This is a genomic window from Stenotrophomonas sp. C9D9, assembly GCF_056491205.1.
The window spans coordinates 1,734,599-1,758,267 of sequence record NZ_JBSZIF010000004.1 but is presented as its reverse complement, the minus strand read 5'-3'; the positions used below and the strand labels follow the sequence as shown (position 1 = coordinate 1,758,267).

The 23,669-nt window shown below is 63.7% G+C and carries 24 protein-coding genes; 8 read left to right on the top strand and 16 right to left on the bottom strand.

Annotation, left to right across the window (positions count from 1 at the left end):
* Positions 1-46 precede the first annotated feature (46 nt).
* The gene (locus tag ACXI0D_RS13405) at positions 47-871 is read left to right on the top strand and encodes a hypothetical protein (RefSeq protein ID WP_479642685.1); all 825 of its coding nucleotides are present in this window, start codon (positions 47-49) and stop codon (positions 869-871) included.
* Between the two features lie 518 nt (positions 872-1,389).
* Here ACXI0D_RS13405 and ACXI0D_RS13400 read toward each other — a convergent pair.
* The 3 genes from ACXI0D_RS13400 to ACXI0D_RS13390 form a co-directional block, all read right to left on the bottom strand.
* Positions 1,390-2,004: a hypothetical protein gene (locus tag ACXI0D_RS13400; RefSeq protein ID WP_049468953.1), complete on the bottom strand. Its 615-nt coding sequence runs from the start codon at positions 2,002-2,004 to the stop codon at positions 1,390-1,392.
* A gap of 308 nt (positions 2,005-2,312) precedes the next feature.
* Positions 2,313-2,678 carry a hypothetical protein gene (locus tag ACXI0D_RS13395; protein ID WP_479642684.1) on the bottom strand — a complete coding sequence of 122 codons (366 nt, stop codon included), beginning with the start codon at positions 2,676-2,678 and terminating at the stop codon, positions 2,313-2,315.
* A gap of 55 nt (positions 2,679-2,733) precedes the next feature.
* Positions 2,734-3,336: a DUF998 domain-containing protein gene (locus tag ACXI0D_RS13390; RefSeq protein WP_479642683.1), complete on the bottom strand. Its 603-nt coding sequence runs from the start codon at positions 3,334-3,336 to the stop codon at positions 2,734-2,736.
* A gap of 646 nt (positions 3,337-3,982) precedes the next feature.
* On the opposite strand from ACXI0D_RS13390, the gene ACXI0D_RS13385 reads away from it, so the two are divergent.
* Complete coding sequence (locus ACXI0D_RS13385) at positions 3,983-4,339, top strand: hypothetical protein (RefSeq protein ID WP_479642682.1); 357 nt, start codon at positions 3,983-3,985, stop codon at positions 4,337-4,339.
* Between the two features lie 46 nt (positions 4,340-4,385).
* Positions 4,386-4,916 (top strand): cold-shock protein, encoded by a 531-nt coding sequence (locus tag ACXI0D_RS13380; protein ID WP_479642681.1) that lies wholly within the window; start codon positions 4,386-4,388, stop codon positions 4,914-4,916.
* A 52-nt stretch (positions 4,917-4,968) separates the two neighbouring features.
* On the opposite strand, the gene ACXI0D_RS13375 is transcribed toward ACXI0D_RS13380, so the two are convergent.
* Entirely contained in the window at positions 4,969-5,286 is a 318-nt protein-coding gene (locus ACXI0D_RS13375) for a hypothetical protein (protein WP_479642680.1), read from the bottom strand.
* A gap of 75 nt (positions 5,287-5,361) precedes the next feature.
* Positions 5,362-5,901 (bottom strand): hypothetical protein, encoded by a 540-nt coding sequence (locus tag ACXI0D_RS13370; RefSeq protein ID WP_479642679.1) that lies wholly within the window; start codon positions 5,899-5,901, stop codon positions 5,362-5,364.
* Positions 5,902-6,877: 976 nt separating this feature from the next.
* Between ACXI0D_RS13370 and ACXI0D_RS13365 the strand changes: the two genes are divergently transcribed.
* Entirely contained in the window at positions 6,878-8,377 is a 1,500-nt protein-coding gene (locus ACXI0D_RS13365; RefSeq protein WP_479642678.1) for a YifB family Mg chelatase-like AAA ATPase, read from the top strand.
* Between the two features lie 240 nt (positions 8,378-8,617).
* Here the strand turns inward: ACXI0D_RS13365 and ACXI0D_RS13360 are convergent, their stop codons facing one another.
* The 4 genes from ACXI0D_RS13360 to yidA all read right to left on the bottom strand — a co-directional run bounded on the left by ACXI0D_RS13360 (position 8,618) and on the right by yidA (position 12,917).
* Complete coding sequence (locus ACXI0D_RS13360; protein WP_049444080.1) at positions 8,618-9,004, bottom strand: hypothetical protein; 387 nt, start codon at positions 9,002-9,004, stop codon at positions 8,618-8,620.
* A gap of 178 nt (positions 9,005-9,182) precedes the next feature.
* Positions 9,183-11,501, bottom strand: a complete 2,319-nt coding sequence (locus ACXI0D_RS13355) for a TonB-dependent receptor (protein WP_479642677.1) — start codon at positions 11,499-11,501, stop codon at positions 9,183-9,185.
* A 281-nt stretch (positions 11,502-11,782) separates the two neighbouring features.
* Positions 11,783-12,070, bottom strand: coding sequence for a colicin immunity domain-containing protein (locus ACXI0D_RS13350; RefSeq protein ID WP_236251747.1), 288 nt, complete (start codon positions 12,068-12,070; stop codon positions 11,783-11,785).
* Positions 12,071-12,083: 13 nt separating this feature from the next.
* The gene (yidA, locus tag ACXI0D_RS13345; protein ID WP_101766234.1) at positions 12,084-12,917 is read right to left on the bottom strand and encodes a sugar-phosphatase; all 834 of its coding nucleotides are present in this window, start codon (positions 12,915-12,917) and stop codon (positions 12,084-12,086) included.
* Between the two features lie 149 nt (positions 12,918-13,066).
* Here yidA and ACXI0D_RS13340 point away from each other — a divergent pair, with 149 nt between their 5' ends.
* Positions 13,067-13,729 carry an exopolysaccharide biosynthesis protein gene (locus ACXI0D_RS13340; RefSeq protein ID WP_049421123.1) on the top strand — a complete coding sequence of 221 codons (663 nt, stop codon included), beginning with the start codon at positions 13,067-13,069 and terminating at the stop codon, positions 13,727-13,729.
* Positions 13,730-14,035: 306 nt separating this feature from the next.
* The gene (locus ACXI0D_RS13335; RefSeq protein ID WP_119007175.1) at positions 14,036-14,998 is read left to right on the top strand and encodes an IS110 family transposase; all 963 of its coding nucleotides are present in this window, start codon (positions 14,036-14,038) and stop codon (positions 14,996-14,998) included.
* A gap of 71 nt (positions 14,999-15,069) precedes the next feature.
* Here the strand turns inward: ACXI0D_RS13335 and ACXI0D_RS13330 are convergent, their stop codons facing one another.
* The 3 genes from ACXI0D_RS13330 to ACXI0D_RS13320 all read right to left on the bottom strand — a co-directional run bounded on the left by ACXI0D_RS13330 (position 15,070) and on the right by ACXI0D_RS13320 (position 17,332).
* The gene (locus ACXI0D_RS13330) at positions 15,070-16,380 is read right to left on the bottom strand and encodes a PQQ-dependent sugar dehydrogenase (RefSeq protein WP_479642676.1); all 1,311 of its coding nucleotides are present in this window, start codon (positions 16,378-16,380) and stop codon (positions 15,070-15,072) included.
* On the bottom strand, positions 16,373-16,813 hold the full coding sequence (locus tag ACXI0D_RS13325; protein ID WP_049400823.1) for a DUF2231 domain-containing protein: 441 nt from the start codon (positions 16,811-16,813) through the stop codon (positions 16,373-16,375). The genes ACXI0D_RS13330 and ACXI0D_RS13325 overlap by 8 nt, the downstream gene beginning before the upstream one ends.
* 108 nt (positions 16,814-16,921) lie before the next feature.
* Positions 16,922-17,332, bottom strand: a complete 411-nt coding sequence (locus ACXI0D_RS13320; protein WP_232289660.1) for a hypothetical protein — start codon at positions 17,330-17,332, stop codon at positions 16,922-16,924.
* A gap of 252 nt (positions 17,333-17,584) precedes the next feature.
* Here ACXI0D_RS13320 and ACXI0D_RS13315 point away from each other — a divergent pair, with 252 nt between their 5' ends.
* Both ACXI0D_RS13315 and ACXI0D_RS13310 read left to right on the top strand, forming a co-directional pair.
* Complete coding sequence (locus tag ACXI0D_RS13315) at positions 17,585-19,351, top strand: S8 family serine peptidase (protein ID WP_014038799.1); 1,767 nt, start codon at positions 17,585-17,587, stop codon at positions 19,349-19,351.
* Positions 19,351-19,929 carry a DNA breaking-rejoining protein gene (locus tag ACXI0D_RS13310; RefSeq protein WP_119006874.1) on the top strand — a complete coding sequence of 193 codons (579 nt, stop codon included), beginning with the start codon at positions 19,351-19,353 and terminating at the stop codon, positions 19,927-19,929. Before ACXI0D_RS13315 ends, ACXI0D_RS13310 begins: the two co-directional genes overlap by 1 nt.
* A gap of 104 nt (positions 19,930-20,033) precedes the next feature.
* Here ACXI0D_RS13310 and ACXI0D_RS13305 read toward each other — a convergent pair whose 3' ends face one another.
* The 4 genes from ACXI0D_RS13305 to cyoB are packed head-to-tail and all read right to left on the bottom strand — an operon-like array spanning position 20,034 to position 23,668.
* A complete protein-coding gene (locus ACXI0D_RS13305) occupies positions 20,034-20,714 on the bottom strand; it encodes an SCO family protein (RefSeq protein WP_119006875.1) in 681 nt (226 codons plus the stop codon).
* A gap of 11 nt (positions 20,715-20,725) precedes the next feature.
* A complete protein-coding gene (gene cyoD / locus ACXI0D_RS13300) occupies positions 20,726-21,058 on the bottom strand; it encodes a cytochrome o ubiquinol oxidase subunit IV (protein ID WP_006399830.1) in 333 nt (110 codons plus the stop codon).
* Position 21,059: 1 nt separating this feature from the next.
* Complete coding sequence (gene cyoC / locus ACXI0D_RS13295) at positions 21,060-21,695, bottom strand: cytochrome o ubiquinol oxidase subunit III (RefSeq protein ID WP_080347486.1); 636 nt, start codon at positions 21,693-21,695, stop codon at positions 21,060-21,062.
* A complete protein-coding gene (gene cyoB / locus ACXI0D_RS13290; RefSeq protein WP_014038802.1) occupies positions 21,692-23,668 on the bottom strand; it encodes a cytochrome o ubiquinol oxidase subunit I in 1,977 nt (658 codons plus the stop codon). Before cyoB ends, cyoC begins: the two co-directional genes overlap by 4 nt.
* Position 23,669 lies beyond the last annotated feature (1 nt).

The window sequence follows — 23,669 nt, the reverse complement described above, 5'->3', positions numbered from 1 at the left end:
CAGTCCCGCCTTTACCATCCACGAAACCAGCCAATGGACTGCCTCAATGCCCATCAAACAGACGCGCGGCCCTCAGGTCGGGAAGTGCAACATCTGTGGCGAGGTCGGCCCGCTGACCGTGGACCACTGTCCACCCAAGGGATGGGCCCCGCGCGTTCCACTGCGTGTCTCCGAAGTGATGGCTCCCTATCGCGACGGGTCAAAATTCCGGTACCAGAAGTTCAACAATGGCGTTCAGTTCAGATCGCTCTGCGAGCACTGCAATCGAGACATCCTCGGTACCCGCTACGATCCTGAATTGATTTCTTTGGTGGAGAAGGTGACGGCGCTAACCACGTCAGTACTTCACATTCCGGCTCTCCAGTACGTGCGCTTACGACCCCAACGCATCATGCGCTCGGTGATCGGCCACCTGTGTTCCCAAGGCGTTGATCGTTTCCACAAGGGGGAACTGACAGAGGTGCTGAAGAACTATCTTACCGATCCCGCGGCAAAATTCCCCAACTCCCTGAGTCTGTGCTACTGGCTCTTCCCGCATCCAGGCGTCGTGCTGACCAGGGACTACTCCATCACACGTCTGGGATGCGGTAGCGCGAGCATGCTCTGGATCATGAAGTGCTTCCCGCTGGGGTTCGCACTGATCAATAGAGGGTACGCGTTTGACGGTGTGCCACCTCAAATGGTGATGGACGACTTCGGGGATCTTGGTGACGATGATCAGGCTGAGCTTCCGATCGCGCTCATCAACTACCCCCCGCGCCACTTTCCCGAGCACCCAAGCAGCAACTCGGCGATCTTTGCAGGGCCTCAGTCCACTATGGCAAACGCCAGTCCTCCCAGGCCAGTAGACCTTTCCAGGATAAAGAAGTAGCAGACTGCGGCGCAGTCCTGAGCTCCAGCTCAAGCCATGAAGGACTAATGGAAGATCGTACTGCGATGAGCCGCCCCGTGGTCGCCACTGTTCCGCATGTCTGACAGTGCAGTGGTTAGGTCAGTGTGGACGTGGTAGCTGCTGCCGATCACCAGGAGTGCTGAGTCTCCCGACAAATTCTGGTCTGGTGACGGAGGATCCGAAGCCCTGCCTAAGCTCAGCCGGCATCACCGGAAGGCAGAGGCTGAGCGCGGAACCGTGGCCTAATTACTAGATTTCTGGCTGCAGCCTGAAATCCGCTCGGGGAATTTCTGAAGCAATAAATAACTGTGAATCGCCCAGGTTCATGTAGACAATCGCAACCCGCCCCTTGGGTGACCGCTTCCGGCCAGAAGCAGACCTCGGCCGATCAGCGTCGGAAGACTGACTCAGGCTAGCTTGTCTCGCAGTGGCCAGAAGCAGAAATCCGTGAAGCTCCAACCGAGCCGAGCCGCTACAGGGGATTCGTCTCGAACGAATCACATTTCGGGTTGGGAAGTATCCAAACTTTCAACTGCACGCTGCCCCGACTGTGCCGTACCAAAGTCGAACTCTGCAGGAGCCACCGCAATGCAATTGAGTTGGCGCTCCAATTCACGAAGCCGGTTTGGGCCACCTTGGGTGGAAGCTAGAAAGACTCGAACAACGTGCGGATTCTGCAGCAACTCTCTGATGACCGATGCAAACATTGACTTCCGTGCAAGATGCAAGTCTTGAGCGTCCTCTATGAATGCGGCATTCCAACCGATGAGAGTTTCGTTCGGAAATTGCCCTGGCGGTGCGGAAGCAAGAGTTGCCATGAGCTGGTTGTACAGCGCAGCCAGATAGCCCCATTGTGCTGCGAACCTAGTGTAGAACGCTGCGTACGCACCGGCAAAGATGGCGCCGAACCATGGGATCATTTGCCCAATCTCGACTTTGAGCTGGGCTGCAGAGAAAACAAGCTCCGTGCCGGCCGCAAAGTACGACTTGATTGGGAGCACGATCGCACAAATTAGCGATGTCACCCAAAGCGACCGCAACAGTACAGCCGTGCCGCCGTTGGGTCTGTTCCGCAGAAAAAACTCACCTGCAAGAAAACTCACTGTCGACATAGTCTCTTCTCCCGCCAAACCATTTGATGGACGCTCCCCCCTGGGAGTTTGGCTGTGCCACCCACGCCCCTCGAAAGGGTTCGCCCCCCTAGCACAGCTCGATGCTAGGCGGATTGTGACCTATTCACAATCCGTTGCAACGCCTGAGAATGACTAGCCTGCATTGCAAAGGCCGTAAGCCGCCGTTGTCATATCCAAGAGGAAATGGACCGTAGTGTGCGTCCGCTTCCGGCCAAGAGCGGACGCTCGCAGTGCCTCGAACCGGCCCAAGAATCTGCGTGGCCTATAACGAAGTATCGGGCCGAACCCTACTTGAACATCTCCAACAGATCCCTGTCTTCATGCCGCTGCTCCCACGTGGAGAGAAAACAGAAGCTCACACCACCTTGCATGGCAGCCTTTTGAAACCCGGCCAGTTCCTCCTTCGTAACCGGGTACTCCACCGGATCAAAGTGCAGAATCCCCCACGGCTTGACGAGAGAGAACCCAGGCATGAGTTCCGAGAAGATCGCCTTGAGCGGGGGCCGGATATTCGAAAAGTCCTTGATCGGGCCCGCGCGATTGCCAAGGGCATGACACTGGCGACGAATGGTCCTGTCTCCACCCACCACGCGCGCAATGAAGTGGTCCTGGTGCACTCGAACGTAGATCAGCTGACGGCGAAAAATCCTCATCCCCTTCTCAACCCCACACGCTCAATGGTCGTCCATGTGCCTGCACGCCCACCCATCAATACGTCGGCTCCGCCTTCTGCGCGCTTGAACCCCTGCGCAGCAGATATAGCGCAACCAGGAATGGCCACAGCGAGTTGATCGACGAGAAAAGGCGCTGTGTCAGCCCCCTGTACCCCTCCGGATCCGCCCCCACCACGTTCAACCAGAGATAGACGATGCCCGCGATGCTCACCAATGCGGTCACGGCGTACGCCCTTCGGTTGGCAGACCACGCGCTCAATTCGATGTGCGACATCGCCGGTGCAATGATGTTTGCGATACCGATGGTGTAGAAGCCGTGCATCGGATGGCCCATGGGCCAGAGCCCGTTGGTCAGCATGGAGATGCCAAAGATCATCCAGCAGATCGCGCCCACGGCAATCCGGCGACCGGACTCCCGCCATACCCCGATGGAGAACGCCACGAAGCCGACACCGGAGCCGATGGCGGCGATCCTGCCGCAGATGCTTGCGAGCGTTGGCGCCTGCAGCAGCTCGCTGGCGTGCTGCGCAAGCGGGTTGTAGCCCGGCGCGAATACGGCGGCAACGCTGGTCCAGAACAGGAACCACGGAAGCGGGACCAGACCCGCGCAGAGAAGCAGTCGGCTGCGGCGTGACACGTAAAGTGGTCCTTGTTTGGCCTGCGCCAGTGGGTGGAATCCAGTCGAACGCTGCAGATCCTTCCTACTGCGGGCAGGACGATCGTGAGTGACTACAGCAGTAGTCAGATTGCGCGCGGCACTCGGAAGGTTCAATAGGCAAGAAGTCATTTAAACCATCCAGCGGGTGTCGCAGCGGTTCGGTTGCATGAGCGATCACACATGTCCGATGGGCGAGTGCTGTCGCATTTGCCGCGCCTTACATCTCTGACGGAAGGTTCTGTCGACTTCGTTCCAGAAGTGCCGTTCCGCCTAGCACACCAAGGCTCTCGCCCCTTTCCACGCTATGCGACAATGCCAAAAGCGTCTCGGGTTTTGGCGGCATTGACCCCTACCCGTTGGCATTCCGCACAACAGCAGGTAATCGTTACTGCGCCACCGTGCATCGGTGGTCGGGACTCGAAAACCCGGATTGCTAGACGTAAGTTTGCGCTTGCCAGCCGGCACCACCGCGCGTGGTGCCGGCTGGCAATCCGTCTGCCGGCTATGGCGGGCGGGGCGTGGGGGCCTCGTGCCCGCCGGCTTTGTCTAGCAACCGGTTTTCGAGCCACGCCCTGTCCGCCACCTTTATCGGTGGCGGCTTCTGCCTGCATGCACGGAGCCCGCCATGACCACGCCACACTCCCCTCCCCCGCGCCCGATCCAGGAAGCGCCCTCGGCCGCTCCGGCCCCGGACCCGAACAGCCTCATCGCCATCCTGCACGCCATCGGCGCGGGCGCTGCGGCCGATGGCCAGCCCTGGCCCGAGCGGCACCATCTACGCAGCCGGCAGATGCAGTTGTCCGACGCCGACTGCGCACTCACCGGCCAACGCATCGTGCAGGAGATCCTGCTGGCGGCCGAGCGCACGCGCCAGAACGGCGAGCCGGAGCAGTACGTGGGCGACCGGGTGATGGAGGGGCTGGTGATGGCCGATCTCGCGCTGACTGCCTTCATCCACGAGCGGATGCGACCCCAGGACTGAGCGCGCTTATGGCGCGGAGTTTTTCTGCCTGTGTGCGGGGTGACAAATGAAGATGCACGGCCTTGCCGCTGCAGCGGCGTGCATCGCGGTGATCGGCGCGATGTGGATGGAATGGCCCGAACCAGCGGGCGATCAGGTGTGGGCCTACCAGAAGCTGCGGCCGGCCGATTACCGCCAGCTGCGCAGTGATGCGCTCGGCTTCGTTACCGCGAAGGCATACGAGGGCTTTGAACTGCACGCGCGCCATGCCGGGGCAACGTCCTTCGAGATCCGGTGCAAGGGCGTGCTGGTGATGGACGTGGAGAATGCGCCCTCGCGCGTGCTGATCCGCATGCCTGCCGATGCACGATGGCGGGCGCCGGATATCGAACGGCTGCGCATCAGCTTCGAGCGCTGGCTGGATCTGCATCAGAGCCAGGGGCGGTTGCTGGTGGAAAGCGCGGGGCCTTCGAGGATTGAGGCTAGGTTTGGGCGCTTCAATGGGTTGGTGCCTGATGAGCAGCGGTGTCTGCTTGGGGGCCCAGACCACCGCCAGGCCGTTCCCAGCAACCATGTCCGCGCTGAAGTGCCTTCGTAGGCTAACGCTTGTAGTGGCGCTGCGCCTGCACCGCTAGGGGCACGGCAACCGGTCAGGGGCCAAACCCCAGTGCCATCGCAACCACTTTTCCATCCCGGACGTAGAAGCAAATGTTCGATCCACCTCCCGAGAAGCCACAGGTGCGCTCGACCTTGATGCCGCCCAGCGTTGCCTGCTTTGTGTCTCTCTGGCCATACCCGACTGCTGCGCCGACGGCCTTGGACGCCGGGTCACCCATGGCAACGCCTTTCAGCTTCACGCCGCGCAAGCTCTCGGTTCTGCCTGCAGCAGGTTGCCCCGCGCTGATCGATGAAACGCGGATCTCATCGATGGTTCGGAACTCCGGAGCCACGTCAGGGTTGGAGGTCATCAGCACCTCCAAACGGGTAGTGGGATCCAGGTATCTACGCCGTATCAGCACTGTCGTGTCCACGACCAGCTCAACTTAATCCGGCTTTCGCTCTTCACTTGAGAAAACGCCATTGCCTCTCTCGAGAAAGAACACCGACTCCGGAATAGCGCTATTGCCGAAGTTCCTGACTCTAACGCCGATCACCCCCCTTTTTCTATCGAAGTAGAAGGAGTTGGCGTGGACGCCATCCCTTTCCACATCCACCTTCAGAACTTCGCGATCATCGGCCAGCATGGGAATGGAGAGGGCCTTTACCACGGCGAAGGTAAACGCGCCCTCTTTGTACCTGTCACCAACCTTCCCTCCTATGGGCACCTTGTAGAACGCCATGAAGTCAATCTTGAGACAGTCCGACGAACCACCAGCCTGGCAGCGCTCGAGCTTGCCGAACTCGCTGCCATAACCAAAAAGGCCCTTCCCGGGAAGTACGGTCAATCTGGAATCCACGCCATTTGTCGAGTACCGCATATCTGGCGCGTAGTTTATGTATAGGGCATCATCCGCCCTGGAATGGATACTCACCACCATACTGGCCAACGCAACTGCAGCAGCTAGTATTCTCAGCTTCATCATCGCCGCCCCTCGGTCCTGTCCTTATACACCGCGGCGCGTACAGCACCTCCAAATCCATCCATTGCGCTTTGGGGGAGGAATGGCGCCATCCATGCGTCGGCCAGTAGGTTCCATGAGCTGCTGCGTGGGGAACACCTGCGTAGCCGGAGGCCGCCACGGAGATGACGCACGCAACTAAAGAGTCGTATCGAATGTCGCACGGGATCTCCTGGGCACTGACGGCGGAGGACACTGCGTCGCGTTGTGGGTCTGCCTGGCGCCGTAGATGGGCACGGGGTCGGCCAGCGCCGATTCTGCCACGGTATTGGGGCGAGTCCCTGGCGTTGACTGGGCGCCACACGCCCTGCCTGCGAGCCCATCCGTATTTCTGCCTGTTCGCCCGATGCTCGATCATCAAGGCCGGCACCAACGTCATGGGCGGTCTGTACTGACGGAAACCGAGCCGTCCTCCCGCAGGCGGACGTTTACATATGCGTCTGGCGGAGGTATCCGATCGATCGACGCTCCTGCGGGGAGAATGTCCCAACTGGTGATCGGGCCGCAGACTGTCCTATGCACCAATCGGCGACTATCCAACCCTCGCTTGGCAAGCTCGGCCACAACTACTCCAGGAGGCTGGCGGTCAAAGCCCTTGTAGGCTGTGCACGTCTCTCCCGTCTGGCCAATGGGATACGTTGAACTCTCCACCTCATTCCGGCACCCCGACAGGCCCATGGCGAGCGAGAGGGCCATCAGTACGCGAATGCACTGCATTTCAGCTCGCTCCTTTTCTTTACTGCCCTGTTGTAAGCCTTGTCTGACGCAAGACCTTCGAAACCGCCATCACAGCGCCGCGCTGCACAGGTCAACTGCCCTTGATGCGAATGCTGCACCCTTTGCAGGCAGGGATATCCCGAGACGCATTGCCGGCAAATCCCGATAGTCCCACACAGATTACCTGTCGCACCATCAAGCGTCTCTCTGCAGGAAACCACACATGAGCCTGGCGCTGGTCCACAGCCGTGCCCGCGCCGGGGTCGACGCCCCGCTGGTGCGGGTGGAAGTGCACCTCTCTGGCGGCCTGCCCGCCACCCAGATTGTCGGCCTGGCCGAGACCAGCGTGCGCGAGTCACGCGAGCGCGTGCGTGCCGCCCTGCTCTGTGCACGCTTCGACTTTCCGCAGCGGCGCATCACCTTGAACCTCGCGCCTGCCGACCTACCCAAGGAAGGTGGGCGTTACGACCTGGCCATTGCACTGGGCATTCTGGCGGCCAGCGGCCAGGTCGATCCGCAGTCGCTGCTGCAGTACGAGTTCCTGGGTGAGCTTGGCCTGACCGGCGAGCTGCGCCCGGTGGCCGGCGCGCTGCCGGCGGCGATTGCGGCGGCCGAAGCCGGGCGCATCCTGGTGGTGCCGCCGGGCAATGCCGCCGAGGCTGCGCTGGCCGAGCATGCCGATGTGCGGGTAGCGCGTACGTTGCTGGAGTGCTGCGCTGGTTTGGGGAACCCACGCTTGCTGCTGCCAGTAGAGCGTGTGGACACGACGCCGTTGGCACTGCCGGATCTGGCCGACGTGCGTGGGCAGGCGCATGCACGGCGTGCATTGGAGGTTGCCGCTGCGGGTGGGCACCATCTATTGCTGATCGGTAGCCCTGGCTGCGGCAAGACGCTGTTGGCTTCGCGCCTGCCCAGCCTGCTGCCGGATACCGAGGAAGCGGAGGCGTTGCAGCTGGCGGCGATTGCCTCGGTGAGTGGTGAAGGGCTGGATCCACGGCGTTGGCGGCAACGGCCATTCCGTTCTCCTCACCACAGTGCGAGCGCGGCAGCGCTGGTGGGTGGCGGCAATCCCCCCTGCCCCGGTGAAATCTCGCTGGCCCATCACGGCGTGCTGTTCCTGGACGAGCTTCCGGAGTGGAACCGCAGTGCGTTGGAAACCCTGCGCGAGCCACTCGAGTCCGGCCACATCCGCATCGCCCGCGCGGCGCGGAGCGTGCAGTATCCCGCACGGTTCCAACTGGTGGCAGCGATGAACCCATGCCCGTGTGGCTGGGCCGGGGACCGTAGCAACCGCTGCCTGTGCAGCGACGAACGTATCAACCGCTACCGCGCGCGGGTATCCGGCCCATTGCTGGACCGTATCGACCTGCATATCAGCGTGGCACGCATGGACGCGGTGGAGCTGCGGGAGAGTACGCCGCTGGGTGAACCCAGTGTTGCGGTACGTGCACGGGTGGAAGCCGCCCATGCCTGGCAGCAGGCGCGTGGCGGGCTGAATGCCCATCTGCCACCGGCGGCGCTGCGGGCATGCACGAAGCTGAGCGAGGCCGATCAGGACTTACTGGAGCAGGCAATTGAACGCCTGCAACTTTCCGCGCGGGCGATGCACCGGATTCTGCGGGTGGCGCGCACGATTGCGGATCTGGCGGGTTGCGAGGATATCCAGACGGCGCATCTGGCTGAGGCGATTGGTTACCGGCAGTTGGATCGGGGAAATGCATGAGCCTGATTGCCGGAAGCCCTCGTCTGCACGCGAGCAGCAATACTCAAAAAAATACCCCGGCCGCATGTCCAGAAGGACAGAGACGGTACCGGGGTGTACCTGACCACGCTACCGCACGGGAGACAAGCATTGCAATCCGCCGCAGTGGATGCGGCAGGTACATCTACCACGCACGGCCTTCTACCTACAGTTGAGCGCGAAGAGCGGTCGACTAACAGTCGACCCTACCAAGGGCAGGCATCACGCCGCGGAATCCACCCGCCCACGCTTCGCCAGCAACGCCACCCGACGGCTGACCAGCGCGTGGAGCTCCGCCAGCTCCGACGCCCGGCCAGCCGTCATGTTGTCGCCGAACAGCACCCGCGACAGTCCCGCCGCCTCACTGTCCTCCGGGTGCTGCCAACGGTCGCGATAGACCTTCTGGCACACCAGCCACGCCTGCGGCAGCCCGCCACCGGGCAGCGGGCGGACCACGCGTTCGTAGACCTGCCAGAACTGGTACTCGGCCCGCAGGTCGATGGCAGGCGCCACGGACAGCGCCTGCCGGGGCCGTCCTGGGCCCCGGATGCCGAACAGCGGGGTTCGCGGGTTGTGCTGTGCCATGCCGACAGCATGACCCAGCAACATTGTGGGAACCTTGCGTCGCTGCCAGAAAACCCCTGTTGTTTGCGCAAGGCAGGTTTGTAGGCGGGTTTTGGGGGTCAGAGCCCTTTGCTGCGCAAAGGGATCTGACCCCGATCACGGGATGGCTGCGGGGTCGGATCCCTTTGCGCAGCAAAGGGCTCTGACCCCGCCACCCCTTGCCTCAGAACGCCATCGAGGTGCTGAACATCAGCTGCCGGGGGGCGCTGCGCTGCAGGGTCTGGTAATCCCCCGAGAACGACGAGCCGGCGATGGTGGCAGTGCCGATGTTGTGGCGGTTGAACAGGTTGCTCACGTCCAGCCGCAGCTCCAGCCCCGGCACCACGCTGTCCGCACCGAAGCGGTAGGCGGCATAGGTGTTGACCTGCCAGAAGGTCGGCACGCGGATGTCGTTCTCGTAGGTGAAGGGCTGGCGCAGGTAGGAGGTGCTGGTGGCACCGAAGCGCCAATCACCGAAATGCGCCGACAGGTCGCTGACCAGCGAGATCTGCGGATAGCCCGGCTGGGCGTTGCCCTTGATCGGGTACACCGTGTCGCCCACCACGAAATCGCTGTCGTAGTACGAACGGGCCAAGGCCACACCCTGGTAGAACTGCAGGTGGTCGGTCAGGTCGGCGGTGATGCCGAGGTCGGCGCCGATCACGTGTATCTTCGGCATCAACCGCACGGTGTTGATCTGCGCGAACTGGGTGCCGATGGCGGCCGACAGCAGGCGGTTGCGGATGTCGTTGTAGAACACGTCGCCGGTGATCGTCAGCCGGTCGAAGCGGTGCGACGCGCCGACGGTCAGGTTCCAGTTCTTTTCCGGGCGCAGCGTGCCGGCCACGCGGTCGAACTCTTCCTGGTCGGTGATGGTCCACGCCGAGGCGGTGTAGCCGATGTTGCCGCGCTGGGCCACGCGGTAGCCGTTCATGGTGTTGGCCAGGTCGATGAAGGCGTCGGTGGATTCGGTCGGGCTCCAGAACAGCGAGACGTGCGGCAGGAAGTTGCTCTTGGCCCCCAGCGTGCCGTTCACCGGCCGGTCCTTGGCATCCCCCAGGCCGCCACCGCTGGTGCGGAAGTCCACGGCCTTGAAGCCGACACCCAGCTTCAGCGTGTCGTTCAACACGATGTCGTCCTGCAGGTAGAACTGGCGCGAGCGGGTCACCCAGCTCGACGCGTTGTCGGTCTTGAACGCGGGGCCATACACATCGAACGGACCGGTGGCCTTCAGCGGCGGACCCTCGCCCAGCAGCGGCTGCTGGTACCACTCGGTCTTGGCCGCGGCCTTGCTCTTCTCCTGCCAGAAGCCGGCGGTGAACGTGTGCGCGCCGGTCTCGAACTGCAGGTTGAACATGCCACCCAGCCGATTCACACGCGGCGTCTGCACCTGTTCGGAGAACGGTGCGCCGTTTGGCGACGGCACGGTCGGGTCGGTGAGCGTGGCCTGGGTGTGGCTGTTGGCGTTGTACAGCTGCACGTTGCCACTCAGGGCCGGGCTGATCTGGAAGCGATGGTTGATCGAGGACACGCGATCGCGGGTGATCTGGCCGGTGTCGTACGGGATCAGTTCGGACAGCTCACCGCAGGTGTAGGCGCCGCAGGATTTGTCCGCATTCTCCGGCGAGGCCACGTACCACGCCCACGCATAATCGGGATAGAAGATGTCGGCCTTCCAGCCCAGCTTGCGGATCATGTCGAAGGAAATGTTGTTGTAGCCCCAGACCTTGGCCTTGCTGTCAGACAGGAACACGGTGAAATCGCCCCAGGCGACGTCCTGCTGCAGCTTCAGGTCGCCGCGCAGGAAGTTCTGCGTGCCCTCGCCCTGGTACTTGTCGGCGGACACGCGCTGCAGGTCGACCAGCACCTTCGGGCCGTGCTCACCGAGCTGGCCGCTCTGGCCGGACACGGTGGTGACCAGCGTGCTGTTGCTGCCCACGCCCTGCTTCACGCGCAGGCTGGGCGTGTCCTGCAGCTCGCGCAGCCGGTATTCCAGGCTGCCGCCGTTGACGCTGCTGGAGAACACGCTGACCGGTGCACCACCGGGGCTGACCGTGATCGCGCCGATGCCATCGGGCACGCCCACGTTCACCACGCTGGTGCCGGTAAGCGAGAGGAAGCCGTTGTCGTTCAGCGGCACGCCTTCGAAGGTGATGCCCATTTCGTTCATGCGGAAGCCGCGCACGAACAGGCTGGTGGCGGAGATATCCAGGCCCAGCCCGTCGGTGGCGGTGTAGCTGGCGCCCGGCACCTGCTTGAGCATGGCCAGGCCGTTGTTGCCGGTGACCATGGCGTCGAGGTCTTCGGCCTTGATGATGTAGCGGTTTGGACCGACCACCTGGGTGGGCGCAACGGCCGCACCGCGCGGGGTGGCGATGACCTGCAGGGCGTTCAAGGTGGTGGGGGTGTCATGTGCTGCGTCGTGCGTTTCTGCGGCGTACGCAGGTGCGGTGATGGCCGTGATGATGGCCAGGGCGAGGCGCGTCGTGGGTGGGGTGTTCATCGGCAGATCCAGGTGCAGGGAGAGAGCGGCGCAAGCGCACGCCCAGCGCGTTGCAGCACCGGTATCGGCGCCCTGGCTGGCGATGCGATTGCGTTGAGGGAGCGACGGCGCAGTGCGCGCCGGTCAGCAGACGAGGACGATCATCTGCTGCGGGATTCGGCGGGGTGATTTCGACGTGCGAAATTCTTGCATCGCACTGCCGCATTCGCCATTGCGCCGTGGTACAGCGCCGATGGCGATGGGGATGTATTGGCTATACGCAGGTATACATCGAAGTCAGGCTAGAGAGCAGTCGTGGAGTGCTTCCACTCATCGATCTGAGCCACAACGGCAGCATGCAGCTGGGCGGCATCAAGCTCATACGCATGGCGATCTACCTCTTCGTCGCAATACATGTCGGCAGCACAGAAGATGCTGGACAGGCACGTTGAAAGCGCTGCGTCATCCAAAGCCAGCAAGTCAAGATCGCGCTCGATCTTCCATAGCTCAATGTAGGACTCAGAGAAAACCTGTGCCGACATCCGCTCATTGACAAAGGACTGGGCAAACATCATCAACGTCCAGCTCATGATGTAGGCCGGATCATTGCAGAACGAAGCGCTCGATCGCGCGTGCCACGCCGTCATCGGCATTGCTGGTGGTTTCGAACCGCGCCACCGCCTTCACCGCGTCAATGGCATTGCCCATCGCCACGCTGGTACCGGCGTACTGCAGCATGGTCAGGTCGTTCTCCTGGTCACCGATGGCCATCACGTTGGCACGGTCGATGCCCAGGTGTTCGGCCAGCTTCTGCAGGCTCGGCCCCTTGCCGGCGCGGTGGTCGAACACTTCCAGGAAGAACGGTGCGCTCTTCAATACCGCGAAACGCTCGGTCAGTTCGGTAGGCAGGCGCGCGATGGCGGCATCCAGCACGTCGGGCGCGTCGATCATCATCAGCTTGATGAAGGACATGGACGGGTCCATGTCGGCCACGCGGCGATACGACAGTGGCATCCGCGAGAGATGCGAGTCGGCCACGGTGTAGTAGCTGATGTCCTGGTTGGGCGTATACATGCGCCGGCTGTCCAGCGCCTGGAAGTGCACACCCAGGTTGCGGGCCACCTGCTCGCAGAACAGGAAGTCGTCGAAGCTGAGCGGATACTCGACCACGGTTTCGCGCGTGCCGATGCGCTGCACCAGGCCGCCATTGCAGGCGATGCAGTAGTCGTCGTCGCCGGTGATGCCCAGCTCGTGCAGGAACGGCGCCAGGCCCGGAACCGGGCGGCCACTGGTCAGCACGATGTGCACGCCCAGCGCGCGCGCCTGCGCGATCGCCCGCTTGGCCCGGGCGGTAAGCGTGTGGGTGGGGTCCAGCAGGGTGCCATCCATGTCGATGGCGACCAGTTCGATGGTCGATTGCCGGCGGCCCATATCCATTGCGTTCAACTCGTGCGGGGCATGCCAGTTTAACCCCTCATGCCCGGTTCACCTCTTTGCCCACGTTGGCCGGGATACTGCAGAACCCTGTGCGTCCCCCACCGCAGGACGGCCCCTTGACCGCCCTTCCCTGGAGAACCTTGCGACGCATGACCTACCGTGCCCCCGAAACCAATGACAGCGCGCCCCTGGCCCAGCAGATCGAGCAGATGATCGACGAGCTGCCCGGCGACCAGGTGAGCGTCGGTACCCTGCTCAGCGCGCTGGGCGATGAGGGCCTGCTGCTGATCGTGATCCTGCTCTCGGCCATCTTCATCATCCCGGTGTCGATTCCTGGGCTGAGTACGGTGTTTGGCGCCTCTATCCTCCTGATCGGCCTGAGCCGGGTGCGCAACCGCCCGCTGTGGGTGCCGCAGAAGCTGGCGCGCCGCGAGATCGCCACCGACAAGCTGAAGGCCAACCTGGGCCGTGCGCTGAAGTGGGTGCACCGCATGGAGCGCCTGTCGCGGCCCATGCGGCTGGCGGTGATGGTGCGCTCGAAGAAGATGATGCGCCTGAACAACCTGATGCTGGTGTTCGCGACCCTGCTGCTGATGGCGCCGGCCGGGCCGATTCCGTTCAGCAATACATTGCCGGCGCTGGCGCTGATGTCGTTTGCGATTGGCTTCATCCAGCGCGATGGTGCGGCCGTGGCCGCCGGTTATGGCTTCGTGGTGGCCACGGTGGTGTATTTCGGCGTGCTGCTGGGTGGCGTGGGGTTTGCTGCCGAGTCCGTGTTCAGCGGGCTGCGCGCGGCGCCGTCGGAAGTGTAGAGCCGAGCCTATGCTCGGCTGCTTTCGGCCTTTTGTAGAGTCGAGCCATGCTCGACTGCTGCTGGCAGAAGCAGTCGAGCATGGCTTGTATGTTCCTCCCGGCTCCTACGCGGTATGTAGGAGCCAGGGTGGAGGGACCGTCAACATGTTATCTGCGGGTACCAGCCGACAGACGAGTCGAGCGATCCCCATCCCGCACCTTAACGTCGATAAAGGATCTAGCGGCCTTTGAGGACCGCCGATGTAGGCAAGCCAACGTGGTGCGGTACCACCCCAGCCCTTCAACAATAGCTGGGAGTTGCGCAGATGTCAGATCGTTTCGCCGTCGGTATTGATGCCGATTCACAGACCCTGGTGGTGGCCTACTACGGCACCAAGGGCAGCGCCCGCATCGCCAATTCAGCGTCGGCCATCACTAAGTGGCTGTCCGCTCTGCCGGCCAGGTCTCGCATTGGAGTGGAGGCAACCAATCGCTACCACGAACTTGTGGTTCAAGCTGCCCAGAAGGCCGGTCATGCCGTCTTTGTGCTCAATCCGCGCGACGTCAAACACTACGCCAAGGGCGTGGCTTGCCGCGGTAAGACCGACGCTGGCGACGCCCAGGTCATTGCGCGTTACATCGCCAAGGAGGCCGACAATCTGCACGAGCATGTCGCCCGTTCGCCTGCACAGGAGCGGCTGCACGTGCTTCTGCAGCAGCGCGATAGTCTGGTGCGGAACAAGGCAACGCTCCATCTTTCCCAGGGGACGGACGCGGCTGACTCAGCCATCTTCGGGCGCATTTTCAGTGGCCTGAAGGAGGCGATTGCGATGCTGGACCGGGAAATCCAACGACTCTGCCGCAGCGGCGAACAGAGCGATCTGTATCGACGGATCATGACCATCCCGGGGATCGGGCCGACGGTGGCTGCCTTTGTCACCCATCACATCACCCGCTGGCCGCTGGCCAGCTCAGACGCTTGGGTGGCCTGCACCGGTCTGGATCCGCGACCCAACGAATCCGGCGCACGGATCGGCCGCCGCCGTTTGTCCAAGCGAGGCAACGCCGGCCTGCGTCAAATCCTCTACATGGCGGCCATGGGCCTGACCCGATCCAAAGGCGGCAAGCCCCTCTACCTGGCCATCCGCGAGCGCGGACACAGCAGCACCGCCAGTTTCAACATTCTGGCCAGAAAACTGGCCAGGATCGCTTGGGGCGTCTTCAAGAGCGGTCGGGACTTTGACCCGGCCATGCTGAAAGTGGGTCAAGCCTGCTTCCAGCAGGCTTGACCACGAACATAGGATCTCGACTCTACAAAGGCCAGATCCGAAGCAGTCGAGCGTGGCTCAACGCTACAGAGTTACTTGGCAGACACCCGCCACACCACATCACCCACGTCGTCGGCCACCAGCAGCGCGCCTTCGGCGTCCATCGCCATGCCCACCGGTGCGCCCATCAGGGTCTTCTCGTCCTTTGAGGCGAAACCACTGACCACCGTCTGCGGCCGCCCGGTCGGCTTGCCGTCCTTGAACGGCACGTAGACCACTTCATAGCCGCTCAGCGGCGAGCGGTCCCAGCTGCCGTGCTCGCCGATGAAGGCGCCACCGTGGTACTGCGCCGGCAGTGCCTGGCCGGTGTAGAACAGCAGGCCCAGCGGTGCCACGTGCGAGCCGATGGCGTAGTCGGGCACGATCGCCTTGGCCACCAGGTCCGGCCGCTGCGGCTGCACGCGCTCGTCCACGTGCTGGCCGTAGTAGCTGTAGGGCCAGCCGTAGAAGCCATCCTCCTTCACCGAGGTGAGGTAGTCCGGCACCAGGTCGGCACCGATTTCATCGCGCTCGTTTGCCACCGCCCACAGCTTCCCGGTGCTCGGCTCCCAGTCCAGCCCGGTCGGGTTGCGGATGCCCGACGCAAAGATGCGGCTGCCACGCGTGGCCACGTCCACTTCCAGCACCACCGCGCGGCGGTACTCGACGGCCAGGCCGTTCTCGGTGATGTTGCTGTTGGAGCCCACGCCCACATACAGCTTGCTGCCATCACGGCTGGCCAGCAGTTCCTTGGTCCAGTGGTGGTTGATGGTGCTGGGCAGGTCGGTGAACTCGCGGCCCTTGTCGGACATGCGGATTTCACCGGGCACGTAGTGGTACTGCACGATGTTGCCGGTGTTGGCCACGTACAGCGTGTCGCCGATCAGCTGGATGCCGAACGGCGAATGCAGGCCTTCGATGTAGACATGCTGGGTCCAGGTGTTCGTGCCCGGCGTGCGGCGCAGCAGGGTGACCCGGTTGCCACCCTTGCCGGCCTTGCCCGAGCGCGCCTTGACCTTGCCGGCGATCCACTGCTTGGGCGTGGTGACCGGTTCTTCGCCGGGGCCATTGCCCTCCACCACCAGCACATCGCCATTGGGCAGGGTCAGCAGGCGCCGCGGATGCAGCAGGTTGGCGGCGATGCGTTCGATCTTCAGGCCCTCGGCCACCGTGGGCGACTGCCCCTCGGCCCAGCCGACGCCCTTGGGCACCTGCATCGGCGGCATCAGGAAGTTCTTCGGTGCCGGCAACGGCGGTTGTGCACCGGACTGGTCGGCGGGATGGTATTCGGCCTTGCCGGCACAGGCCGACAGCATCACGGCCAGCGCCAGGGCGCCCACGGTGGGCAGGATGTGCTTAGCCATGACGACCTCCCTGCAGCACCGGCGGCTGCAACGACAGCAGGATCAGGCCCAGGGCGATCAGGGCCACGGTCAGCGCCGACAGGATCGTGCCCGGCACTGCGACGGCATAGGCATCGCGGCTGTGCACGAAGGCATTCCAGATCGCCAGCACGACCGCGACCAGGTTGAGGAAGAAGTCGATGCGGTCGATGCGGGTGGCGGTGCCGTTGCGGCGCCAGACCGCGAACAGGTTGATCAGGCGCGGAATGATGGCGATCAGCAGGCCGAAGGTGATCAGCCAGGCGGCGGCCTTGCCCCACATCACCTCGGCGCTGTTGAGATAGATCGCGTCGAAGATCAGCGCGCCGACGAAGAAGCCGAAGGGTATCGGGTTCAACAGGCTGAACAGCGTGGTGCCAAGGCCGCGATGGGCCTGGGCGAGCGGATTGACCATCATCGTGCTCCGTGCGGAAGGGTGCACGGGCTGTAGTAGCACAGCGCGATGTGAGGGCGCGCGATGACGCCGGGATGGGGCTGCCACGCCCGCCGGACGGGCACCGCGCTACGCGGATTCGTCCTCGCGCACCTCGTGGAAGGGCAGCATCGTCTCGAAGCCGAATTCGTGTTCCATGCTGGTGCGGACCAGGCCGCCGATGGCGTAGCGGCTGGTGTTGGCATGCACGTCGATGCCACCGGGCCGCCACTCGGTGCGCAGATGCAGCGTCTCTGCGCGTCGCATGACGATCCGCTCCTCCTGCAGCAGCGCGCGACGGTGCTTCTTCATCAACAGGCGCAGCGGTTTCACCGTGGTGATGCCGAATGCTGCCAGCTCGGGCAGCAACTCGGCGATATCGGCATCGTCGCCATAGTCGTGGCTGCGCGTATGCACGGCCAGCACCACCTTGCGGATGGCGGCAACCGAGAGCGGGGTCTGATCTGCGCGCGCACGGCCGCGCAGCCGTTCGTTCTTCATGTGTGTGGTCATCTGCAAGTGGTTCTCCCTGTTTCCCACGAAACAAATTCAACCGCGCGAAGATGGCGTGAAGATGTTTGTGTGCACTGTCATAACCAGACGTACTAAGTGTTTGTGACGCAATTGGCACATCTGCAGATTGCCTATGTGAAGAGGTAGGGGGTTGTTCGTTGTGTCGCGTTTGGCTCGTTGCGATGGGGCAGTCCCGCCCCGCCGTCCTGCCATGCCGATTCACAACAGAAGGATTCGTGTATGAAGCGACACACGCAACGCTCCGCGCCTCCGCGCTCCGCGCGCCTGGCCCTTGCCACTGCCCTGGTGCTGGGCAGCCTGGCCGCCACCGCCCAGGCCCAACAGGCCGATCCACTGGCGGGCATCCAGTGGCACCTGCTCAACACCGGGCAGACGGTCCCGGCCGACACGCTGCCGGTGGCCGGCAACGATCTGAACGTGGATGGCCTGTTCCGCAACGGCATCCGCGGCCAGGGCGTCACCATCGCCATCGTCGATGACGGCCTGCAGATCGCGCATCCGGACCTGGCCGCCAACGTGGCGGCGGTGGCCGGCAAGAACTTCACCAATGGTTCGAACAACCCCACCCCGACCAACCCGGATGTCGACAACCACGGCACCATGGTCGGCGGCATCGCCGGTGCGGTGGGCGCCAACAACCTGGGCGTGCGCGGCGTGGCTCCGGCGGCGACACTGAAAGGCTTCAACCCGATTTCGCGCTCAGCCCTGGGCAACCAGCAGAGCAACATCGAGTACGCCTGGTGGGACGGCGCGGAATCGGCCGACGTGCAGGTGTTCAACAACAGCTGGGGCGCCGGCCCGGGCAATCCGAACCTGCCGCTGGCGTACAGCGAAAACACGATTCGCTCGTACGAGCAGGCACTGTCGGGCACGCGTGGTGGCCGCGGCGGCATCTACGTGAAGTCGGCCGGCAACAACTTCAACAATGCCTCGATCAGCCAGACCCAGGATGTCTGCACCACCGACACCAAGAACCGCAACACCGGCTGCGTGCCGGCCGGCCGCGATCCGCGCAACAACCTGTTCAACGTGATCACCGTAGGCGCGGTGCGCGCCGATGGCGTGCGCTCGTCGTACTCCTCCACCGGCTCGGCCCTGTGGGTGTCGGCCTTTGGCGGCGAGTACGGCCTGCAGGCGCAGTACGCCCCCGGCCTGGTGGCACGCGCCTACGACCCGGCCATCGTCACCACCGACGTGACCGGGTGCGCGCAGGGCAGCAACAAGAACACCAACCGCCAGAACACGCTGGACAGCAACCTGTCGGCCATCGACAGCACCTGCAACTACACCGCCAAGATGAACGGCACCTCGGCGTCGGCACCGATGGTCTCGGGCGTGGCGGCACTGGTGCTGGAAGCCAACCCGAACCTGTCCTATCGCGATGTGAAGTACATCCTGGCCACCACCGCCACCCGCAACCACCCGAACCAGCCGGCGGTGACGCTGGCCGATGGGCGCACGCTGGTGCCGGGCTGGACGGTGAATGCGGCCAACCGTGCCTACAGCAACTGGTACGGCTTCGGTGTGGTCAACGCTGCGCGTGCAGTGCAGGTCGCCGAGAACTTCCAGTCGCTGGGACCGCTGGTCGACAGTGGCTGGCGCAACACGACGCGTACCGTGGCCATCGGCAACACCTCGGCTGCCGCCGCACGCCTGACCTTCCAGTTGGCCAACGGCGCGCGCAACATCGAAAGCGTGCAGCTGGGCTTCCGGGTCAACCACCGCAACACGCGCCAGCTGCAGTTCGTGCTGGTGTCGCCCAGCGGCACCCGCAGCGTGGTGCAGCCGGCGTTCACCGCGATCGGTTCGGGCACGGGTGGCGCGCAGAGCAACTTCACCAGTTGGGACCTGCTGTCCAGCAATGCCTTCCTGGATGAGAATGCCAGCGGCACCTGGACGCTGGAAGTGACCGACATGGGGCAGGCCGCGACCGCTGCATCGCGCGGCAACCTCGAATTCTTCAAGATCCGCGTTCTGGGGCACTGATGATGAAGACGACCATTCTGTTGAGCACGCTCGCCTTCGCGGCGATGACCTCCCCTGCCTGGGCACAGAGCTCGGGGCAGACTCCTCCGGCCAGGACCCTGTCGACCGTGGATGCGCAGGAACTGAAGGCGTCCGCTACCGGCCGCTCGTTCGATGTGGGCGGCACGCGCTTCCAGCTGTCTCCCTCGACCACGGTGAAGCAGGCCAGCGGCGGCCAGTTCACGATCACCCCGCAGGCGGCGGCGACCACCAGCGCGCGTACCAAGCGTTCGCTGGATAGCGCAGCGGCCGCGCCTGCTGATGCCGGTGCCGGCAAGTTCGCGGCGGCGGTCTCCCGTGACGGAGCGCCGGTGGTGGCGACGTCGCGGGTCAAGGTGTTCTTCACCGATGCGGCCTCGGCCCAGCGCGCGGCCACCGCCACCGGTGGCACCGTGGTGAAGGTGTCGAAGGCTTCGGGCCAGGCCATCGTGGAGTACCCGTCGGTGAACGCGGCGCTGGATGCGAGCACCAAGCTGCTGTCCACCGCCGGTATCCGCGCCACCGAGCCGGACGTGGTGCAGTGGGAAGAGACCAAGTAAGGCGTTGAGTGGTGCCCCTGGCCGGTTGGCTCTCCTGGCCGGCCGGGGGATTGATGTCAGGGTGTGCCGACCAACGGTCGGCACCCACCGCGGCAGAGGTGGCGTCAGCGGGCGGCGAGTGTGTCGCTGTGCCTTGAGCTGCAGCTGGCCAGCGGACCGTTGCCGGCGGCCGGGTGGCCGGGCTCGAGCAGCAGGCGCTGCACGTCGGAGAACAGCTTGTCCACCGGCATGCCGTACGGCGCGAACAGGCGCAGGCGGCCCTGGCGGTCGAACACGTAGCCACCGGCGATGTGGCTCATGGTGTACGTATCCGGTACCTGGCCGGGCTCTTTCTCGTAGAACGCCTTGAAGTCGCTGGCCATCGCTGCCAGCTGCGCTTCGTTGCCGACCAGCGCGATCGCCTTGGGGTCGAACGCTTCCACATAGGTGCGCGCGACCTCCGGCGTGTCGCGGGCCGGATCGACGCTGACGAACACCACCTGCAGCTGATCGGCATCCTTGCCCATCAGGTGCTTCACCTGGCTCAGCTCGACCATCGTGGTCGGGCACACGTCCGGGCAGCTGGTGAAGCCGAAGAACAGATAGGTCACCTGCCCCTGCAGGTCGTTCGGGCCACGCACGGTGCCGTGGCTGTCGGGCATCGACCAGTGCTGGCCGAGTTCTTCGCAGGCGATGTCCTTGGAATAGAAGTCCATGCGCGACTGCGCGCTGCAGCCGGCCAGCAGGCCGAGCAGCAGGCCTGCGGCCAGCCGCAGGCCACGATGGGGGAACGCAATGCCTTTCACGGTTCGCAGGCTCAGTTGATCATCATGTGGTAGTGCATGCTCCAGATGATCCAGACCGACAGTGCGACGACGATGAACAGGATCACCAGGGTGAACACGAAGCTGGCCAGGTTCCAGCCGCCTTCGGACTTGCGGTCCATGTGCAGGAAATAGACCAGCTGCACCAGGATCTGCGCCACCGCGAAGCCGACCAGCAGGAACAGCGTGAGCGGCCGCGACAGCACCGGGTTCATCACCAGTGCGAACGGCACCACGGTCAGCAGCGCGCACAGCACGAAGCCGATCAGGTAGGACTTGGTGGAACCGTGCGCATTGCCGGCGCGCGAGGTTTCGACGTGGGCCATGTCAGAAGGCTCCGATCAGGTAGACGAAGGTGAAGACGCAGATCCACACCAGGTCCAGGAAGTGCCAGAACAGGCTCAGGCACGACACGCGGGTGATGTTGGTCGGGGTCAGGCCACGGCGGTAGACCTGGTGCATGACCACCGCCATCCAGATCAGGCCGCTGGCCACGTGCAGGCCGTGGGTGGCGACCAGCGCGAAGAACGCCGACAGGTAGGCGCTGGTGCTCGGGCCCGCGCCTTCGTGGATCAGGTGCGAGAACTCGTAGATCTCCATGCCGATGAACGAGGCACCGAGCACGAAGGTCACGCCCAGCCAGCGCAGCACTGCCGAGGTGTCGTGGCGATGCATCGCCAGCACGGCCTGGCCGTAGGTGATGCTGGAGACCAGCAGCAGGAAGGTCTCGGCCATCACGAACGGCAGCGAGAACAGCTCCTTGCCGGTGGGGCCGCCGGCGTAGGCGGTGCTGAGCACCGCGTACGAGGCGAACAGCGAACCGAACAGCACCAGGTCGGACATGAGGTAGACCCACATGCCGAACACCTTCATGCCGCCCTGTTCGTGGCCATGGTCGTGTTCGTGGTGGTCCTCTTGCGCCTGCGTGTCGCTGGCCAGCTCCGGGCGGGTCAACAGGTTCATGCGCGTACCTCCTTCAACTTGGCCAGGCTGGCCGCTTCGGTGCGCGCCACCTCTTCGGAACTGACGTAGTAGTCCACGTCCTCGTCGTAGGACCGCACGATCAGGGTGACGATCATCGCGATGAAGCTGGCCGCGGCCATCCACCAGATGTGCCAGACCAGAGCGAAGCACAACACCAGGATCCAGATATTGAGGATCAGTGGCACGCCCGTGTTCTTCGGCATGTGGATCGGCGCGTACTTCTTCGGCGGCGGCGGCAGGCCACGCTTCTTCGCTTCGTGGAAGGCATCCAGCTCATCGGCCTTGGGCACCACGGCGAAGTTGTAGAACGGCGGCGGCGACGGCGTGGCCCATTCCAGCGTGCGTGCATTCCACGGGTCGCCGGTCAGGTCCAGGTTGCGCTTGCGGTCGCGCACGCTCACGTAGATCTGCACCAGCATCAGGATGATGCCCGCGAACACGAACAGTGCACCGATGAAGGCGGCGATCAGGTACGGCGTCCACGCCGGGTTGTCGTACTGGTTCATGCGGCGGGTCATGCCCATGAAGCCGAGCATGTACAGCGGCATGAAGGCCAGGTAGAAGCCGATCACCCAGCAGGCGAACGACCACTTGCCCAGGCGCTCGTTGAGGGTGAAGCCGAACACCTTCGGGAACCAGTAGGCGAAACCGGCCAGGTAGCCGAACAGCGCGCCGCCGATGATGGTGTTGTGGAAGTGCGCGACCAGGAACAGGCTGTTGTGCAGCAGGAAGTCCGCGCCCGGGATGGCCAGCAGCACGCCGGTCATGCCACCGATGGTGAAGGTGACCAGGAAGGCGATGGTCCACAGCATCGGCACGCTGAACTCGACGCGGCCGCCGTACATGGTGAACAGCCAGGTGAAGATCTTCACGCCGGTGGGAATGGCGATGATCATCGTCATGATGCCGAAGAAGGCATTGACGCTGGCACCGGAACCCATGGTGAAGAAGTGGTGCAGCCAGACGATGAACGACAGGATGCCGATCGCCAGCGTGGCACCGACCATCGACTTGTAGCCGAACAGCTTCTTGCGCGCGAACGTGGCGGTGACTTCAGAGAAGATGCCGAACGCCGGCAGCACCAGGATGTACACCTCCGGATGGCCCCAGGCCCACACCAGGTTCACGTACATCATCGGGTTGCCACCCAATGTGTTGGTGTAGAAGTTGAAGTCCAGGTAGCGGTCCAGGGTGAGCGCACCCAGCGCCACGGTCAGGATCGGGAAGGCGGCGATGATGATCACGCTGGTGACCAGCACGGTCCAGGTGAACACCGGCATCTTCATCAGGGTCATGCCCGGCGCACGCATGCGCAGGATGGTGATGAACAGGTTGACGCCGGTCAGCAATGTGCCGATGCCCGAAGCCTGCAACGCCCAGATGTAGTAATCGACACCGACCCCTGGACTGAACTCGATGCCCGACAGCGGCGGATAGGCCACCCAGCCGGTCATGGCGAATTCGCCAACGCCCAGCGAGATCATCATCAGCGCGGCGCCGACCACGAAGATCCAGAAGCTGAAGGCGTTGAGGAACGGGAACGCCATGTCGCGTGCGCCGATCTGCAGCGGCACGATGATGTTCATCAGTCCGACCACGAACGGGGTGGCCACGAAGAAGATCATGATCACGCCATGCGCGGTGAAGATCTGGTCGTAGTGCTCCGGCGGCAGGAAGCCGTCACTGCCCGGCCCGGCCGCGGCGAGCTGCGCGCGCATCATCAGCGCGTCGGCGAAGCCACGCACCAGCATGACCAGCGCCACCACCACGTACATGATGCCGATCTTCTTGTGGTCCACGGTGGTGAACCAGTCACGCCACAGCGGGCCCCACAGCTTGAAGTACGTCACCGCGCCGAGCAGCGCGAGGCCACCCAGCACCATGGCCGCCAGTGTGACCACGACGATCGGCTCGTGCAGCGGCACGGCCTCCCACGTCAATTTACCCAACATG

Coding starts and splice junctions, on each gene's coding strand:
- ACXI0D_RS13350 (WP_236251747.1), bottom strand. CDS start 12,070: ATGAGCTGGACGTTGATGATGTTTGCCCAGTCCTTTGTCAATGAGCGG.
- ACXI0D_RS13340 (WP_049421123.1), top strand. CDS start 13,067: ATGACCTACCGTGCCCCCGAAACCAATGACAGCGCGCCCCTGGCCCAG.
- ACXI0D_RS13325 (WP_049400823.1), bottom strand. CDS start 16,813: ATGGTCAATCCGCTCGCCCAGGCCCATCGCGGCCTTGGCACCACGCTG.
- ACXI0D_RS13355 (WP_479642677.1), bottom strand. CDS start 11,501: ATGAACACCCCACCCACGACGCGCCTCGCCCTGGCCATCATCACGGCC.
- ACXI0D_RS13380 (WP_479642681.1), top strand. CDS start 4,386: ATGAAGATGCACGGCCTTGCCGCTGCAGCGGCGTGCATCGCGGTGATC.
- ACXI0D_RS13365 (WP_479642678.1), top strand. CDS start 6,878: ATGAGCCTGGCGCTGGTCCACAGCCGTGCCCGCGCCGGGGTCGACGCC.
- ACXI0D_RS13400 (WP_049468953.1), bottom strand. CDS start 2,004: ATGTCGACAGTGAGTTTTCTTGCAGGTGAGTTTTTTCTGCGGAACAGA.
- ACXI0D_RS13370 (WP_479642679.1), bottom strand. CDS start 5,901: ATGATGAAGCTGAGAATACTAGCTGCTGCAGTTGCGTTGGCCAGTATG.
- ACXI0D_RS13360 (WP_049444080.1), bottom strand. CDS start 9,004: ATGTTGCTGGGTCATGCTGTCGGCATGGCACAGCACAACCCGCGAACC.
- cyoD (WP_006399830.1), bottom strand. CDS start 21,058: ATGGCCCACGTCGAAACCTCGCGCGCCGGCAATGCGCACGGTTCCACC.
- ACXI0D_RS13315 (WP_014038799.1), top strand. CDS start 17,585: ATGAAGCGACACACGCAACGCTCCGCGCCTCCGCGCTCCGCGCGCCTG.
- ACXI0D_RS13330 (WP_479642676.1), bottom strand. CDS start 16,380: ATGGCTAAGCACATCCTGCCCACCGTGGGCGCCCTGGCGCTGGCCGTG.
- cyoC (WP_080347486.1), bottom strand. CDS start 21,695: ATGAACCTGTTGACCCGCCCGGAGCTGGCCAGCGACACGCAGGCGCAA.
- ACXI0D_RS13375 (WP_479642680.1), bottom strand. CDS start 5,286: ATGACCTCCAACCCTGACGTGGCTCCGGAGTTCCGAACCATCGATGAG.
- yidA (WP_101766234.1), bottom strand. CDS start 12,917: ATGGATATGGGCCGCCGGCAATCGACCATCGAACTGGTCGCCATCGAC.
- ACXI0D_RS13320 (WP_232289660.1), bottom strand. CDS start 17,332: ATGAAGAACGAACGGCTGCGCGGCCGTGCGCGCGCAGATCAGACCCCG.
- ACXI0D_RS13405 (WP_479642685.1), top strand. CDS start 47: ATGCCCATCAAACAGACGCGCGGCCCTCAGGTCGGGAAGTGCAACATC.
- ACXI0D_RS13385 (WP_479642682.1), top strand. CDS start 3,983: ATGACCACGCCACACTCCCCTCCCCCGCGCCCGATCCAGGAAGCGCCC.
- ACXI0D_RS13395 (WP_479642684.1), bottom strand. CDS start 2,678: ATGAGGATTTTTCGCCGTCAGCTGATCTACGTTCGAGTGCACCAGGAC.
- ACXI0D_RS13335 (WP_119007175.1), top strand. CDS start 14,036: ATGTCAGATCGTTTCGCCGTCGGTATTGATGCCGATTCACAGACCCTG.
- cyoB (WP_014038802.1), bottom strand. CDS start 23,668: ATGTTGGGTAAATTGACGTGGGAGGCCGTGCCGCTGCACGAGCCGATC.
- ACXI0D_RS13310 (WP_119006874.1), top strand. CDS start 19,351: ATGATGAAGACGACCATTCTGTTGAGCACGCTCGCCTTCGCGGCGATG.